The following is a 15370-nucleotide window of genomic DNA, read 5'->3' as shown; positions in this document are numbered from 1 at the left end:
CAAATTCATCGTCACGCGTGTTTCGGTAACACGTGGGCAAAAAATCTTGCCCACCCTACTTGTGCATTTTCGACCTATTCGTAATCCGACATCGGCGGACAGGAACAAACCAGATTGCGGTCGCCGTAGACGTTATCGATCCGCCCTACCGGCGGCCAATACTTGTTCTGACGCAGCGACTTCAATGGAAACACAGCTTGCTCGCGCGAATACGCACGCGTCCATTCATCGGTCAGATCCTGGGCGGTATGGGGTGCATGCCGCAGCGCCGTCTGCTCTGCCTTGATATCGCCATTTTCTACGGACCTGATCTCTGCGCGAATCGCGATCATGGCGTCGCAGAAACGATCCAGCTCTTCCTTGGATTCGCTTTCGGTCGGTTCGATCATCAAAGTGCCAGCTACCGGGAACGACATGGTAGGTGCATGGAAGCCGTAATCGATCAGGCGCTTGGCAACGTCGTCCACTGTAATCCCGGTCTTGTCCTTGATCGGCCGCAGGTCGATGATTCCCTCGTGCGCCACCAGGCCGTCGCTGCCGCTATACAGGATCGGATAATGCGGCGCCAGCCGATGCATGATGTAGTTGGCGTTCAGGATCGCCAGCTCACTCGCTTGCCGCAAGCCCTGCGCACCCATCAGCGTGATATATGCCCAGGTAATCGGCAGGATGCTGGCACTGCCCCAAGGCGCTGCGGAGACCGGCGCAATGCCTTTTTCCAGCATGCGGTGACCTGGCAGGAAAGGCGCCAGATGCGCCTTGACGCCGATCGGACCGACACCAGGTCCGCCGCCGCCATGCGGGATGCAGAAAGTCTTGTGCAAATTCAGATGCGACACGTCGCCGCCGAATTTGCCTGGCGCACACAAACCGACCATCGCATTCATGTTGGCGCCGTCGATATACACCTGGCCGCCATGGGCATGGACGATTTCGCAGATTTCGCCGATGGCTTCTTCGAACACACCGTGAGTCGATGGATAAGTGATCATCAAAGCCGCCAGATCGTTGGCGTGCTCATCCGCCTTGGTGCGCAGATCGGCGACATTGACATTGCCTTGCTCGTCGCATTGCACCACCACCACTTGCATGCCGGCCATGTGCGCGGTAGCCGGATTGGTGCCATGGGCGGAACTCGGGATCAGGCAGATATTGCGTTCGCCCTCGCCCCGGCTCTGGTGATAGGCGCGGATCGCCAGCAAGCCGGCATATTCGCCTTGCGAACCGGCGTTGGGTTGCAGCGATACTGCATCGTAACCGGTGCAGACACACAGCATTTCTTCCAGGTCTGCCACCAGTTGCTGATAACCCAGGGCCTGGTGGAGCGGTGCGAACGGATGCAGCGCGCCGAACTCCGGCCAGGTGACCGGGATCATCTCGGTAGTGGCGTTGAGTTTCATGGTGCAGGAGCCGAGCGGTATCATGCTGCGGTCGAGCGCCAGATCCTTGTCTGCCAGTGCGCGCAGATAGCGCAGCATCTGGGTTTCCGAATGATGGCTGTTGAATACCGGGTGTGTCAGGAAAGTGCTGCTGCGCATCAGCGGCGCCGGGATACTTTCTTCGGCGCCGGCTTCCAGTGCATCGAACGACGGCAGCGGCTTGCCGAGCGCAAAAATATTCCACAACGCTTCCACATCCGCCCGCGTGCTGGTTTCATCCAGCGCAATGCCGACGCTGCCATCGTCGATCAGACGCAGGTTGACCGACTGGCTGCGCGCAGCCGCGTGGATATCCTGGGTATGGCCGCCGGTATGCACGGTGATGGTGTCGAAGAAGCTGGCGGTTGGCACCGGATGGCGCAGCAGACGCAAGCCCTCGGCCAGGATTGCAGTCAACCGGTGTACCCGCTGTGCGATCGTCTTCAAGCCTTGCGGGCCGTGGTAAACCGCGTACATGCTGGCGATATTGGCCAGCAATACTTGTGCGGTACAGACGTTGCTGGTGGCTTTTTCACGGCGGATATGCTGTTCGCGTGTTTGCATCGCCAGGCGGTAGGCCGGTTGGCCGCGGCTGTCGATGGAAACACCGACCAATCGCCCCGGCATCACGCGCTTGTGCGCATCCAGCGTGGCGAAATACGCCGCATGCGGACCGCCATAACCGAGTGGTACGCCGAAGCGCTGGGCGCTGCCCACCACCACATCGGCGCCGAACTCGCCAGGCGGCGTCAGCAGGGTCAATGCCAGCAGATCGGCGGCAACCACCACCAACGCTTGCGTGCCATGCGCCAGACGCGCAGTGGCGGCATAGTCGTTGATCTCGCCGTTCAGGGTCGGGTATTGCAGCAGCACGCCGAAGCAGTCTAGCCGCTCCAGGTCTTTAAGATGGTCGCCGACCACCACCTCGACGCCGATCGGCGCGGCGCGGGTGCGCAGCACGTCGATGGTTTGCGGATAACAGTCTTGCGAAACGAAAAAGATGTTGCTCTTGCTTTTCGACAGCCGCTGGCAAAAAGTCATCGCCTCGGCTGCGGCGGTGGCTTCGTCCAGCAAGGACGCGTTAGCGATCTCCATGCCGGTCAGGTCGGTCACCATGGTCTGGAAATTCAGCAGCGCCTCCAGCCGTCCTTGCGAAATTTCAGGCTGGTATGGCGTGTAGGCGGTATACCAGGCCGGGTTTTCCAGCAAATTACGCAGGATCACGGTCGGCGTATGGCAGTTGTAATATCCCATGCCGATATGTGATTTGAACAACTGATTCTTGCCGGCAATCTGGCGCAATGCCGCCAGCGTTTCCGCTTCGCTGCGCGGGGAGCCGAGTTTCAGCGGCTGCCGCTCCAAAATAGCGGCTGGAACTACTTTCTGTATCAATGCATCGATCGAATCGAAACCGAGCATCGACAACATGGCCTTTTGCTGGGTGTGATCCGGACCGATATGGCGTTCAATGAAATCGGCATGTTGTACCAGATCTTCAAGAGCAGGCCGCGATTGTGTCATGGGTGCATCCTTCATATTGTGAACAGTAAATGGCGGCGTCAGCTTGTGGCTTAGGCCTGGCCTTTGATCATCGCAGCGTAAGCCGCTTCATCCATCAAACTGTTCAACTCAGCAATATCGTTGACTTTCATTTTGAAAAACCAGCCTGCGCCTAATGGATCTTCATTGACCTTGCCTGGTTCGTCGGCCAACGTGGCGTTAACTTCGACCACCTTACCGGCAACCGGCATCATGATTTCACTTGCGGCCTTGACCGATTCAATCACCGCGGCTTCGTCGCCCTTGGCAATTTCGCTGTCGACTTCCGGCAGTTGCACAAAAACCAGGTCGCCCAGATGTCCTTGTGCGAAATCGGTAATGCCGACCGTTACCAGACCGTCGTCCTCAACGCGTAACCATTCATGCTCTGCGGTATATTTCACCTGACCCATGCCCATCTCCTTTATAAAAAACCATGATATTCAAATTACCAATTCGAATTTTACGACCGAAACGTCTTGCATGATACTGCGTTACGCTACGATCGGACATGGCGAGCATCTCCGAAAATCGTGGTCAATGCGCTAAGCTATTGATTCTTTACGGATTATCTCAACTACGGGCCTCGAGGGGCCAATCCGTGTTTTTGATTGAGTTGCCGCCGCTTACGGCGGCATACCCATAATTGAAGCAACTTGGTTGCTAACTCAGCTGCTAACTTATGCGGCTAACTTCCTGTCGGCCTTCGTCCCCACCATCACTGCCACTGTGCTGGCGACCAGCAAAACGGCCAGGATGTATAAGGTGTAATCCATATTGCCGGTGTGCGTCCGGATCAGGCCGATCACCCACCCTACGACGCCGGCGTTGGGAATTTAGCGGTAGAAAGCGCTGGGGGTGCTGCCGAAGTGTTTTCTGAACATGGCGCTGAATGCGCTCTGGCTGCTGTAGCCTTGGTCTTGTGCTGCAGCAGCGACCTTGCCGCCGCGCGCCAGTTGCTCCAGAGCCAGCAACAGCCGGGCTTGCTGTCGCCATTGCCCGAAACGCATGCCGGTCTGACGCAGGAACAGGCGATGCAGGGTACTGGTGGAGATACCGAGCTGGCCGGCCCAGGTTTCGATTGTTACCTGCTTGCCGGGAGTCGCCATCAGCAGTTCGCAAAGACTGCGTAGCCGCGCAGCCAGCGGCAAGGGCAAATAAAGTGGCAGTACCGTCACCGAACCCAATTCATGCAGCAACAGTTGCAGCATATGCCAGTTGCGCCTGGCGCCTTCGCCCACTGCCGGGTTGCCATGAGCGGCAGCAATCAGTTCACGCAGCAAAGGCGAGATATTCAACACACAACTGCGTGCCGGCAGCTGCCGCGCCATGGCGGCATCGACATCAAGCAACAGCGTGCGCAACTCGACCTCCCCATGCATGCAAATCCGGTGATCGACATGTGCCTGCAGCCAGACAGCGCGGCCGGGCGGTACTATCCAGCGCCCGGCCGCTGCATCCACCGTCATGACACCCTTGGCCGCATACAGCAACTGTGCGCAAGCATGCCGATGCATCGGCATGATGTGGCCATCAGGGTAATCCATGGCAGATGTCACGACTGAACCGTCGACAGGATGAGGCGTTTTGTCATTTAATCCCGCGGTCATGTCGTCAGTCCAGTCGCGATTCAAATCACCTTCTCTTCGCGCAGCGTGGCAATGTAGTCCTTGCCGTAGCCAAGTTGCGCCAGCACTTCTTCGGTATGCTCCCCCAGCAAAGGCGAGCGGGTGACCACTGTCGGGCTGTCGGACATCTTGATCGGATTGCCTACCGTCAGGTACTTGCCGCGTGTCGGGTGGTCGATTTCGACGATGGTGCCTGTCTGGCGCAGCGAAGCATCCTCTGCAATTTCCTTCATGGACAGAATCGGACCGCACGGAATGTCGTACTGGTTCAAGATATCCATCGCTTCGAACTTGGTCTTGGTCATGGTCCATTGTTCGATGCGGGCAAAGATCGGCTTCAGATGCAGCAGGCGCGCCGCCGGCGTGGCGTAGGCCTCGTCGGCGATCCAGCCTTCCTCGCCGATCACCTTGCAAACTGCTGGCCAGACCGCGCCTTGGGTGATGAAATAAATATAGGCATTGGGATCGGTTTCCCAACCTTTGCACTTCAGGATTGAGCCCGGCTGACCGCCGCCGGATGCATTGCCGGCTCGCGGTACTGCCTCGCCGAATTTGCTGTCCGGGTATTGCGGATATTCGTGCATGGTGCCGGTACGTTCCAGCCGCTGCTGGTCGCGCAGCTTGACGCGGCACAAGTTCAATACAGCGTCTTGCATCGGCGCCAGCACTTTTTGTCCACGCCCTGAAGTGTGGCGCTGATACAGTGCGCTGACGATCCCCAGCGCGAGGTGCAAGCCGGTGCCGCTGTCGCCGATCTGGGCGCCGGTCACCATCGGCGGGCCGTCGTCGAAACCGGTGGTGGACGCAGCACCGCCCGCGCATTGGGCGACGTTTTCATACACCTTGCAATCCTCGTATTTGCCAGGCCCGAAACCTTTGACCGAGGCCACGATCATGCGTGGGTTCAATTCCTGAATGCGCTCCCAGGAAAAGCCCATGCGATCGAGGGCGCCTGGCGCGAAGTTCTCCACCAGTACATCGCAATCCTTGATCAGAGTTTCCAGTACTTCCTTGCCTTTGGGATTCTTGGTATCCAACGTGATCGAACGCTTGTTATGGTTCAACATCGTGAAATACAAGCTATCGACCCCGGGAATATCGCGCAATTGTCCACGTGTAGCGTCACCCTCGCCTGCGCGCTCGACCTTGATAACATCGGCGCCGAACCAGGCCAGCAGCTGAGTGCAGGTCGGCCCTGACTGGACATGGGTGAAGTCAAGAATGCGCACGCCATCCAGTGCTTTGCTCATTACAATCTCCTGTTTGTATTTATATATTTATAGTGCGGGAACCATGCTACGTCTCCCGGCAACGGCTCTTCCGATATATTAACTGGACTCAGCTGTTTGCGTGGCCAGTTTGGCTTCCAGTTCTGTCAGGCGTTTGCGCAAGGCGCGATCTTCGGCGAAGCGGCTGCTTTCATCGCGAATTACCGCCACGATAGCCGCCACCTTGTTGTCCGGCGTATGCAGCAACGCTACCGTAAACGCGATCGACAAGGTATGCCCATCCTTATGTACCGCAGGCACCCGCAGTACATCATTGCCGTAGCGGGTGACGCCGGTATCCATGGTCTTCTGGTAACCGTCCCAATGACGCTGGCGTTGCCGCTCGGGGATGATCAGATCCAGCGACTTGCCCAACGCATCTTCCCGGGTAAAACCAAACATGCGCTCGGCTGCCGGGTTCCATAAGGTGATGGCGCCCTTGGCGTCGGAAATCACGATGGCATCGCCAATTGCTTCTACCAACTGCTTGAGATCGAGTGTGGATGACATATTCCTGCTCCTGTGTCGAGTAAGCCGCCTGCATGTGAAAACGGCGTCCGAGGCGGACGCCGTCAATCGTCAACACGACGATTATCCACCTATCATACTGCTATTCCCGGATCATCAGACCGCTTGCGAACTATGCAATTCTGCAATCTGTCCTGCGCTGTAGCCAAGGCTCGCCAACACTTCATCGGTATGCTCGCCCAGCAATGGCGATCCGGTGATTTCCGGCGTCAGGTCGGAGAACTTGATCGGGCTGCCGACGGTCAGGTATTTACCGCGTTCCTTATGATCGACTTCGGTAATGGTGCCGCTGGCGCGCAGAGAAGGATCGTTAGCCAGTTCTTTCATGGTCAGCACCGGTGCGCAAGGGATGTCGAATTTGCGCAATATATCGACCGCTTCAAACTTGGTCTTGTCCTTCAGCCACACTTCTATGGTGTCGAAAATCTCGGTGATATGCGGCTGGCGCGCCTTCGGCGTGTTGTAGGCCGGATCTTCGATCCATTCATCCTTGCCGATCGCTTTACAGATAGGCGCCCAGGCATGGCCCTGGATGGTGAAATAGATATAGGCGTTCGGATCGTTTTCCCAACCTTTGCATTTGAGCACCCAGCCCGGCTGGCCGCCACCGCCGGCATTGCCGCCGCGCGGTACGACATCGCTGAACGTGCCGTGCGGGTATTGCGGGTATTCTTCCAGGAAACCGAGCCGGTCCAGACGTTGCTGGTCGCGCAATTTGACGCGGCACAGATTCAAGACGCTATCTTGCATCGACACTGCAACCCGTTGACCCTTGCCGCTCTTGTCACGACCGATCAACGCCGTGAGAATGCCGATCGCCAGGTGCATGCCGGTGTTGCTATCGCCCAGTGCAGCGGCGCTGACGGTTGGCGGGCCGTCCCAAAAACCGGTGGTCGAGGCAGCGCCACCGGCGCATTGAGCGACGTTTTCGTAGACTTTCAAATCATCGTAGTGATGGCCATCGCTGAAGCCCTTTACCGAAGCCACGATCATCTTTGGATTGAGTTCGTTGATGCGTTCCCAGGAGAAGCCCATACGGTCCAGTGCGCCTGGCCCGAAGTTTTCAACCAGGACATCGGATTCCTTGATCAGCTTTTCCAATACCAGCTTGCCTTCCGGCTTTTTGGTATCCAGCGTGAGCGATCGCTTGTTGCTGTTCAACATGGTGAAATACAGTGCATCGACATCAGGGATGTCGCGCAGTTGCGAGCGTGTCACGTCACCTGAACCGGGACGCTCAACCTTGATTACATCGGCGCCGAACCATGCCAGCAATTGCGTACATGCAGGACCGGCTTGCACGTGTGTGAAGTCGATGATGCGGATGCCGTCCAGTGGCTTTGCCTTGTTTGTTTCCTTGGTCATTTCAAATCTCCTGTTTCATTTGATCGAATCTGTTTGTCTTTGCAGCCAGAACTTATTTGTACATGGTCTGAGCCATGGTTCCCGGGGCGTACACCGCAGGATCGACCCAGATATTGACCACTGCACAACGACCTGTCGTTTTCACCGCTTCACGGGCCCGCTGCAAAGCGCCGGCGATCTGCGCCGGATCGCGCACTTCCTCGCCATGGCCGCCCAGCATCTCGGCAAACTTGCCATACGGGATATCACTCAGCAGATTGCCGACGTTGCCGCGTTCTTCACCGTATTTCGCCAGTTGGCCGTAACGGATCTGGTTCATCGCCGAGTTGTTGCCGATCACCGCGATATACGGCACACCGAAACGATTCGCCGTTTCCATGTCGAACGAGGTCATGCTGAACGCACCGTCGCCGTAGTAGCACAGCACTTCTTTCTCCGGATTGGCCAGGCCTGCAGCAATCGCAAAGCCGGTGCCGACACCCAGGCTGCCCAACGCGCCCGGATCCATCCATTGGCCAGGATTGCGCGGACGTACCGCCTGCGCCGAGATCGTCACCACGTCGCCACCGTCGCCGATGTAGATCGTGTCGTCATTCAGGAACTCGTTGATTTCGTAGGCAACGCGGTAAGGATGGATCGGCGAGCTGTTCGATTTGAACAACGGCATCAGCTTCTCGGTCGCAATCGCTTCCTGCAGTTGCAGCTGCTTCATCCAGGCGCGCCGTTTTTCCTGCGCGCTCTTGTTGATACGGCCACTGGCTGCTTGCAATACCGCCCCCAGGATGGTGCCGGGATCGCCTACCAGGCCCAATGTGATGTCGCGGTTCTTGCCGACCGTACGGTAATCCTGGTCGATCTGGATGACCTTGGCATTCAGACCCAAACGCTTGCCATAGCCCATGCGGAAATCGAACGGGGTACCGACAATCAGGATCACATCGGCTTTATCGAAACCTTCGCGCCGGGTGCGGTCGAAATGGTGCGGATCGCCTGGCGGCAACAAGCCGCGTGAAGCACCGTTGAAATACGCTGGAATATCCAGGCCGCGTACCAGGTCGATTGCTTCCTTGTGACCACGGGACGACCAGACCTGGCCGCCGTACAACACCACCGGACGCTCTGCCTGCACCAGGATGTCGGCCAGCTTCTCGATATCGGCCACATCGCCCAGCGATTTCACCGAAGCGCGGTATTGGCCGGCAGCCGGAATCACGGCTTTGCTGATGTCGATTTCACGGTCCAGCACATCGCGCGGAATTTCCAGGTAGGCCGGGCCGGGCGCGCCGGCAAAGCAGGCCCGGATCGCCATCGACACCATGTCGGCCACACGTTCGGTGGAACGCACACCTTCGGAGAATTTGGTAATCGGCCGCATCATCTCGGTATGCGGCAAGTCTTGCAGCGAACCCATCATGTGCTGGGTGATGCCGCCCTGGCCGCCGATATGCAGCACCGGGCTTTCGGAACGGAACGCCGTGGCGATGCCGGTCACGGCATTGGTGCAACCCGGGCCGGCCGTAGTCACTACCACGCCCAATTTACCGGTTTGACGGGCATAACCGTCGGCAGCGTGGGCCGCGACTTGTTCATGCCGCACGTCGATGATGCGAATGCCTTCGTCGATGCAACCATCGTAGATATCGATGATATGGCCACCGCACAGGGTAAAGATGGTGTCGACGCCTTCATTCTTCAGCGCACGCGCCACCAGATGCCCGCCTGACACGACGCCGGCTTCACGGCTCTTGCGTTTGAGCGTATCGTCGGCTGTGGTGCTCGACACTGCGCCTGGCGCCACTTTCGATTCGGATATTACTGCTGCCATTGCTCCTCCTGTTATCGGTTATCTTTTTGAGTGCCGCTTTTTGCGTTTCTTCAGCTTGATGCCATCTTAGCTAGCACCGCCAGCTCTCGGCATTGACCTTGGTCAAGTTTTCTTGCTTTTTGTTTGTTTCTTTCTTCCTTCCTTTTTTTCGGTTACATGATCCTGCTCGAAGTTGCTTGTGAGTGTATCATGCTTGGTGTTCTGGTGTGTCATTATCATGTTTTCAAAGAACTAAACGAGATTGGGTTTTTGTTGGTGGCATGGCCGGTGACTGTTGTGTCTGTCTTCAAGGGGGCCGTGCTGGTGCGTCCGGGCGTTCACTCTGTGGGGGCCTGCTTCGTCCTGGGCGGGGTCCTTCGGCGCGTCTTGCGCGCTTTGGCGGCGTAGGGCCTGGTCTTGCGGTTCATCGCCTTGTTCGTCCTGTGGGCGGGTTTTGGTGCGTGTGGCCTGTTGTGGCCTGGGCGGTATCTGATGTTCTGGTTTTCGTGGGGGCGGGTTGGCCTCTTGCGGCTGCGGGATTGGGTTGCTTTGGTGGATGCCCATCGGTTGGTGAGGCGCCCCTTGGCGTCTGGTGTGGTTCGGTTGCTGCGCGCGCTCCTTGCGGATCCGATGCGGTTGCCTTTGCTTGCTGCGCTGGGTCGCGTGCATGGCTTCTTGTGGGCGCATCCCGCCGTCTACGGTCTCTTTCTTGGCGAGGCGCTGGTGCGCTATCTGCGCCTTTTCCCGTCCACCTTGCGCCGCTTGGCGGTTGACGGGGGCATTTAAGGGGTTCGCGGGTTTGTTGCTAGTTTGCGTCTTCGGGCCGCTGGCGTCGTCTTTGGTTTTCTGTTCTTTTGGTCAAGGTGGATCGCCGGCGGCGTTGTGTTGTGTTCCGGGGCTATTTTGTTCTCTTGCGGTGGTTGATATTGCGAGGTTCCGTGTGTGTTCTGGTTTGATGTGTTTAGACGTTTGGTTCTTCTCGTTTTCTATTGGACGGTCTCTTGCGTTGTTCTTGTTTTGCCGGTTGCTTGTCCTTGTCTAGATGTCGCCGTCGCTTTCGCTCGGGGCAGTGTGCTTGGTTTTCCGTTTTTGTTGGCGTCTTTGCTTCCGCTGTTTCGGTTGTGGTGTTGTCCATCGATCTGCTCTCGTGGGTGGCTGCCGAGAGTATTGGCGGGTCGACATTGGCGCGCTTCTGGTGGTGGGTGTGCTTGCGGGTGTTTTGTTCGCGTGGTTTGCGGGTGGCGGTTTGCCAGCCATCGGTCGTTTCCTGCGCCTGTTCCAGCGTGGGCGTCATTTGTTTGCTTTTTTGCTTTTGGGGGCGGTTTTTACGTTTCTGCTGGTTTTTCCGCGCGGTTCTTGCCGTGCTGTGGCAATGTGCATTTATCGGCTCGTGTGCTATCTGTTTCGGCCTCTTGCCGGCGTTTCCTTTGTGGTGCGTGTCGAATTCGTGCGCTTCGGCCGGTTCTGGGTTGTGTCCGGTGGGTTTGGGGATTTGCGCGATGTTGAGCTTGGCCGTGATGCGGTCGGCGCTGGTAATCCGCGGCGCCGGGTTTTCGGCGCGGTTGGCTTGTCTCCGCGCGTCGCGTTTTGCCTTCAGTGGGTCGGGCTCGGTTGTGGTGCGTTTCGCGGTCTGTTGCGTCCCGGGGTTGTCGGCAGCGTGTTTGCTGCGCGCGGTGTTGGCTTCAATCGCTGGGTCGTTTGCGTGTCTTTGGCCGCACCAGAGGCTGGCTTGTTCGGTCAATCCGCTGACGTCGTCCGGCTTTTGGGCGTGTTGGGTCTCTGGCAGCCGGTTCTCGCGGTCATCGATGTCTTGGCTGATTTTGTTGTTTTCGCGTCCGTTGTTTTCGGTGATGCTGGCGCGCAGTGGGTGTGTGGGGCTGTTGCCGCTCTTGTCGGTGGGTTGCTTGATGGTGGTGGGGGGGAGCGTCTTTGTCAGCGTCTTGATCGGCTATTTGGCTATGCTCTCGTGCTTGGGGGTCTGGGGTTTTTTTGCGTTCGGCATGCGTTCGCGCGCTGGTTTTGGGACGTACGGGGCCTATGTCCTGGCGATCACCGGCTTTGTGGTCATCTGTGCTGCCGTCTGGTGTTTTTTTGTCCTGGTCTTTTTCTTGGCTATCAGCACGGCCTTCTGTGGCGCGGTGCTTCCTTTTTTCGCCGTCTTGCGTTCAGTGCATTCTTCTTGGGACGTCCGGAAGTCGAGGACCGGGTGTTGCTGGCCGGCGGGTTGGATGATGTTGGTGATCGGGGTTTCGGTTTCCGGCGGGCTGGCGGCGCGGCGTGCTGCTGTCGGGCGTGCCTGGGTCTGGTGGTGGTTATGGGTCCGTTTTTGCGGGTTGCCTTCCTCCGTGCTTTCTGCCCGCCCTTTGTTGCTGTGCTTCTTGGTTGTTTCGGCTTCGCTGTCGATCAGGTTGGTTGTGATGTTGTTATTTACTTCTTGGTCTGCGGCATCGACGGCGGCGGCATTGTTGATGGGATGGGTACCGATTTTCTCGCCCTTCTGGGCTTCTTTGGTGCGGCGGCAGTTTTTGGTCCCGATGTTGCTGGCTTCCGCTATTTGCTTTGCCTTTTGCTCTGCGTGATTGTTGGGGTTCGTCTGGTTGCTGCGTTGTGTGCCTTGCTCTTGGGTTTTGGGGGTGGCGTTGATGTAGGTGCTGCTGCTGCTGTTTTGGATCCGCTGCTTCGGCGCTCGCTTGGTGTTGCTTGTGTCCTTTTTTGTTGTCTGTTGGCTGTTTTTTGTTGTTTGTTTTTCGTTGCTTTTTTTTGTGATTGTAATTTTTTTGTGGTTGGTCTTATTGTTTCCTCTTCCGCTTTACTTCTGGTTTTCGTTGTCTTCGGCTTGGTTTGATGGTGTCTATGCCGTGGGGGGTTCGTGTTCAACTTTCGTGGTTTTTGTTTCTGGGTTCGTTTCCTGGCTCATTTGTTGATGTTGGTTCCGTTTGCGTAGCTTGCTGTTGGGCGGGATCAGCTTTTTGTTGCGGATCAGGTGGCGCGCTGTGTTTGCGCTTGGGCCCGTTGTTCCTTGCTGGTTTTGGGTATTAACTTGGGTTTGGCGTAGATGGTGTTTGGGTGCGTCGTCTGCGTCTGGTTCGGTCGTGCCCGTTTTTTTATGGTTCTGACCTATGGATCGGTTTGCAGCGCGGGCGTTGCCTCGCCATCCTTCGTCTTCGGCGTTTTTTGCTTTGGTGTTTTTTGAGCACCTGGCGTTGGTTTTTTCGGCGGCTCGCGCAAGGTTATGCTCATTTTGTTGGTAGTGGACTGCGTTTTGGTGCTGCGCTCCTTTGCCGTCTCTCGGGTTATTGGTCAGTTGCAGCTATCGGCGCGTGTCGGTTTGGTCGCCGGCTTGGTCTTCTTGCAACTCGGGTTGGCGGTCGGTTTGCGGCGGTTTTTTGTTGGGGTCTCGTCCGGCCTTGGTGCTTTGCGGCCCGCTTTCCGCGTTCTTTCCGATCTGCGCCTTCCGCGTTCGCTGTGGTTGCGTTCGGGCTTGCTCACGGGGATGGGTTCCGCTTCAGCCTGCGGGCGCCCGTTTTGCGCCGTGCGGTTGGACGCCTTCTACCCTGGGCGACTACTTCCCTGTGTTGCGGGTCTTTTTTGGTTGCTGTTGTCGGTGGGGTTTGGCCTTTTCGGATTTGTTGGCTCGATGTGCTTTTGGGTGTTCTTGGGGTCCCCGTTGGGAGTGCTTTTTTGGCTGGTTGGGGTTGCTGTTTCCGGGGCCCTGGGGTGGTGTCCGTTGTTGGTGGTGCTTTGGTGCTTGTTCGCTTTGCTCTTCGGTCTGTTGCGGTCGTGTTTTGGGTTTCGCTTGTGTTTCTGCGTCTTTTTGGCTTTCTGGGTGGCATGGTCTGAGGCATCGTGCCTGCTGATTTTGCTGCCTTTGCGGCTTGTGGGTTCGCGGTTGGTGGCTCTCGGGGTTGCTGTGGGTTGTTCGGCGTTGCCGGAGATCTTGTGGCTGGGCTCGCCGGCTGTTTCTTTCGCTCCCGTTGTTGCGGTTTTGCTGCTTTCTCCGTTTTTGTTCTTCATTGTCTGTTTCCTTTGTTGCGGCTTGTCCTCATGGCTGTTCGTGGGTTTGCTTGTTGCTTTCGTTTTGGTTTTGACTGTGGTGCGCGGTTTGCTTGCGGCGATCGTGGCTGCGGTGCGGCTCGGGATGTTGTCGCTCGGTTCGGTAGTGATGTTCTTCGTTCTCCTTGTCGCCCGTTTTGTCGCTGATCGGCGGGTTTTGCTGCCGGGGTATTGGTTTGGCGGCTCGCTATTTTTTCTGGTGTTGTGCGTCCGGGTGGTCTTCTCTCGGGCGGTCGCCGCTCCTGGGCCGGCTGGTCTTCTGGTGTGCGGTTTTTTGGCGTGTGCTGTCTTGGCCCGCGGTGGGTGGGGATTCGTGTTCTCGGCGACTGTCGGGTCGTTGTGGTGGGTGTCGCCGCATCTGTCTTTTGCGGTGTTCTTTTCGGCTCTGCTGGTGGCATTCTTTCGTCTGGTGGTGCTGCGCTCGCCTTGTGGCTTCCCTTTTGCGCGCTTGGCTGTGTTGGGGATTGTTCTCTGCTGGTCTAGCTGGGTCTTTGGGGACTTTATCCTGTATAGGGGTTCGGCTGGCTTTGTCCGATTCCGGTTTGCGTTGGGTGCCTGTGCGTTCTTCGGCTTCGCCCGGCTTTTGCTGGGTTGGTTCGGGCTGTTTGGTTTTGCGTCGTTCGGGTTGCCCGACTGGCCGGCCGGTTTCGTTTCGGCGAACGTGGTGGCTTCGCATATCTGGGTGGGTGTGCTTTCGCTCTTCCCGGCGCGGGTTGTGTCTTGCTGTTTCGAACGTTTCCTGTTCTTTATTCTTTTTCATTTTGTCGGTCGGTTTTTGTTCTTTGATGGTGGTGCCTGTTTTTGTGAGATGTCCCTTGGGTTGAATGTTTGTTGGTTCCGGCATGTTCGCGACTTTGGGGCGCCTTCGGGGGTTTTCGCTTGTTGGTACCATGTAGTTGGTGGCGTTTTGTTGGTGGCGTGTTCGCCGGTGCGCGGCTGTGTTGTGGCTGTGCTTCTATCTCTTGTTGGGTTCCTGGTGGGGTTACCCTGCCGGATGTATGGTTGCGGTTGGATTGTGGTTGGTCTTGACGATCGGGGACCGGGCCTCTCTGCTGGCTTGCTGGTTGTTTGGTTTTTTGTTGTTGCTTTGGTTGGTCCGTGGGTGGTTTTGGCGTCTGTTTCGATCCGAACCCGGCCCGCCCTGCCGCTAGTTTTTTCCTGCGGTTGCTTCCCGTTCGTACTGGCTCTCACCTAGGGGTTTCTGCTGTTCGTCTGCTGTCCATTGGCGGCAGGCGTGCTGTTGTTCCTTTTGCGTTTTCTACGCGGTCTGGGTTGTCTGGCGCGTACTTTGTTTTTTCGGTTTCTGGGTCGGTGGGGGGGCGGCGTTTGTCGTTCTGGGCCCGTGTTCGACCGCGGCGGGGGGTTCGTCTCGCGCCTTGCGGAGGCTGGGCGGGGTTTTTTTCCTGCGTGCTGCTTCGGTGCGATTCTCTCGCTCTGTATGTGTGGTTGGTTTGTTCCTGGCTGTTTTGTTCTGCTTGCTACCCTCCTTGCGGGCGGGTTCGTTGGTTCGGTGGATTTTTTCTCGCTGTTGGGCAGGTTCGTGCGGGCCCGGGCATACCGGTTGTATTGCCGGGTGCGTCGTTGGGCTGGGGGTCTTTGTTTCTGTGGTTCCGGTGTGGGGTTGGCATGGCATGTCGTGGTTGGCGCTTTCGATCCCTCTGTTGCCTGATTGCGAGGCCTGTTTGTCGCCCGGTTTCTTTTGGATGCTCATCGGGGGTGTGTTGCTGTCCCTTTGTTTTGCGGGGTGTGCTTGGTTTCTTGCGGTGC

10 protein-coding genes and 1 pseudogene are annotated in these 15370 nt (G+C 57.5%); 2 read left to right on the top strand and 9 right to left on the bottom strand.

What is annotated here, in order from left to right; translation table 11 throughout:
• Positions 1–74: 74 nt before the first annotated feature.
• From gcvP to BM029_RS01485, 7 genes are all read right to left on the bottom strand, one after another.
• On the bottom strand, positions 75–2954 hold the full coding sequence (gcvP, locus tag BM029_RS01515; RefSeq protein ID WP_371329071.1) for an aminomethyl-transferring glycine dehydrogenase: 2880 nt from the start codon (positions 2952–2954) through the stop codon (positions 75–77).
• A 35-nt stretch (positions 2955–2989) separates the two neighbouring features.
• On the bottom strand, positions 2990–3370 hold the full coding sequence (gene gcvH, locus BM029_RS01510; RefSeq protein WP_170850946.1) for a glycine cleavage system protein GcvH: 381 nt from the start codon (positions 3368–3370) through the stop codon (positions 2990–2992).
• A gap of 423 nt (positions 3371–3793) precedes the next feature.
• The gene (locus BM029_RS01505; protein ID WP_371329070.1) at positions 3794–4591 is read right to left on the bottom strand and encodes an AraC family transcriptional regulator; all 798 of its coding nucleotides are present in this window, start codon (positions 4589–4591) and stop codon (positions 3794–3796) included.
• Positions 4588–5835 carry a formyl-CoA transferase gene (gene frc / locus BM029_RS01500; protein WP_092431941.1) on the bottom strand — a complete coding sequence of 416 codons (1248 nt, stop codon included), beginning with the start codon at positions 5833–5835 and terminating at the stop codon, positions 4588–4590. Before frc (BM029_RS01500) ends, BM029_RS01505 begins: the two co-directional genes overlap by 4 nt.
• A 78-nt stretch (positions 5836–5913) precedes the next feature.
• Entirely contained in the window at positions 5914–6363 is a 450-nt protein-coding gene (locus BM029_RS01495) for a PAS domain-containing protein (protein ID WP_092431939.1), read from the bottom strand.
• Positions 6364–6477: 114 nt separating this feature from the next.
• The gene (gene frc / locus BM029_RS01490) at positions 6478–7746 is read right to left on the bottom strand and encodes a formyl-CoA transferase (RefSeq protein WP_092417164.1); all 1269 of its coding nucleotides are present in this window, start codon (positions 7744–7746) and stop codon (positions 6478–6480) included.
• 52 nt (positions 7747–7798) lie between these two features.
• Positions 7799–9571, bottom strand: coding sequence for a thiamine pyrophosphate-binding protein (locus BM029_RS01485; RefSeq protein ID WP_092417163.1), 1773 nt, complete (start codon positions 9569–9571; stop codon positions 7799–7801).
• Positions 9572–9967: 396 nt separating this feature from the next.
• Between BM029_RS01485 and BM029_RS25525 the strand changes: the two genes are divergently transcribed.
• Positions 9968–10336 carry a hypothetical protein gene (locus BM029_RS25525; protein WP_139217178.1) on the top strand — a complete coding sequence of 123 codons (369 nt, stop codon included), beginning with the start codon at positions 9968–9970 and terminating at the stop codon, positions 10334–10336.
• 175 nt (positions 10337–10511) lie between these two features.
• Here BM029_RS25525 and BM029_RS26530 read toward each other — a convergent pair whose 3' ends face one another.
• Positions 10512–11414: a hypothetical protein gene (locus BM029_RS26530; RefSeq protein WP_371329073.1), complete on the bottom strand. Its 903-nt coding sequence runs from the start codon at positions 11412–11414 to the stop codon at positions 10512–10514.
• Positions 11415–11585: 171 nt separating this feature from the next.
• A pseudogene (locus BM029_RS26525) lies at positions 11586–12854 on the bottom strand (NAD-glutamate dehydrogenase domain-containing protein).
• Here BM029_RS26525 and BM029_RS01460 point away from each other — a divergent pair.
• On the top strand, positions 12783–14798 hold the full coding sequence (locus BM029_RS01460; RefSeq protein ID WP_092431928.1) for a hypothetical protein: 2016 nt from the start codon (positions 12783–12785) through the stop codon (positions 14796–14798). The pseudogene BM029_RS26525 and the gene BM029_RS01460 overlap by 72 nt on opposite strands.
• The last annotated feature ends 572 nt before the right edge of the window (positions 14799–15370 follow it).

It is taken from the genome of Collimonas sp. OK607 (genome assembly GCF_900111995.1).
In the GTDB taxonomy this organism is placed as follows: domain Bacteria; phylum Pseudomonadota; class Gammaproteobacteria; order Burkholderiales; family Burkholderiaceae_D; genus Collimonas.
Note: the sequence above shows the minus strand (reverse complement) of the source record. Positions and strands in the feature narration are given on the sequence as shown.

Excerpts from the sequence above, each read along its gene's own strand:
- gcvP (WP_371329071.1), bottom strand. The coding sequence starts at position 2,954 with ATGAAGGATGCACCCATGACACAATCGCGGCCTGCTCTTGAAGATCTG.
- BM029_RS01495 (WP_092431939.1), bottom strand. The coding sequence starts at position 6,363 with ATGTCATCCACACTCGATCTCAAGCAGTTGGTAGAAGCAATTGGCGAT.
- frc (WP_092417164.1), bottom strand. The coding sequence starts at position 7,746 with ATGACCAAGGAAACAAACAAGGCAAAGCCACTGGACGGCATCCGCATC.
- BM029_RS01485 (WP_092417163.1), bottom strand. The coding sequence starts at position 9,571 with ATGGCAGCAGTAATATCCGAATCGAAAGTGGCGCCAGGCGCAGTGTCG.
- frc (WP_092431941.1), bottom strand. The coding sequence starts at position 5,835 with ATGAGCAAAGCACTGGATGGCGTGCGCATTCTTGACTTCACCCATGTC.
- gcvH (WP_170850946.1), bottom strand. The coding sequence starts at position 3,370 with ATGGGTCAGGTGAAATATACCGCAGAGCATGAATGGTTACGCGTTGAG.
- BM029_RS01460 (WP_092431928.1), top strand. The coding sequence starts at position 12,783 with ATGCTCATTTTGTTGGTAGTGGACTGCGTTTTGGTGCTGCGCTCCTTT.